The 511-nt window shown below is 54.4% G+C and carries 1 pseudogene; it reads right to left on the bottom strand.

Annotated elements, in window-relative coordinates:
- Positions 1 to 511: pseudogene (locus tag AE2B122_RS19435) on the bottom strand (hypothetical protein); the annotation flags it as partial.

Raw genomic sequence — 511 nt, 5'->3', positions numbered from 1 at the left:
AGTTGATCCTGTTTCCCCGGTAACTCCGGTGATCCCAGTTATCCCTGTTTCTCCGGTAACTCCTGTGATGCCCGTTGATCCTGTTTCTCCTGTCACTCCAGTGAGTCCCGTTGATCCTGCTTCCCCGGTAACTCCTGTGATGCCCGTTGGTCCCGTTGATCCGGTAACTCCAGTAAGTCCCGTCGCTCCTGTTTCTCCTGTCACTCCGGTGACTCCCGTTGATCCTGTTTCTCCTGTCACTCCTGTGAGCCCCGTTGATCCTGTTTCCCCTGTCACTCCGGTGACTCCCGTTGATCCTGTTTCTCCTGTCACTCCTGTGATGCCAGTTGATCCTGTTTCCCCGGTAACTCCAGTTAGTCCAGTCGCTCCTGTTTCTCCGGTAACTCCTGTGAGTCCTGTTGACCCTGTTTCTCCTGTCACTCCAGTAATTCCAGTTGATCCTGTTTCTCCCGTCGCTCCAGTAAGTCCCGTTGACCCGGTTTCTCCGGTAACTCCAGTGAGTCCCGTTGAT

Origin of the sequence: Terribacillus sp. AE2B 122, from assembly GCF_902497585.1 — a bacterium.
GTDB lineage: Bacteria > Bacillota > Bacilli > Bacillales > Amphibacillaceae > Terribacillus > Terribacillus saccharophilus_A.
Note: the sequence above shows the minus strand (reverse complement) of the source record. Positions and strands in the feature narration are given on the sequence as shown.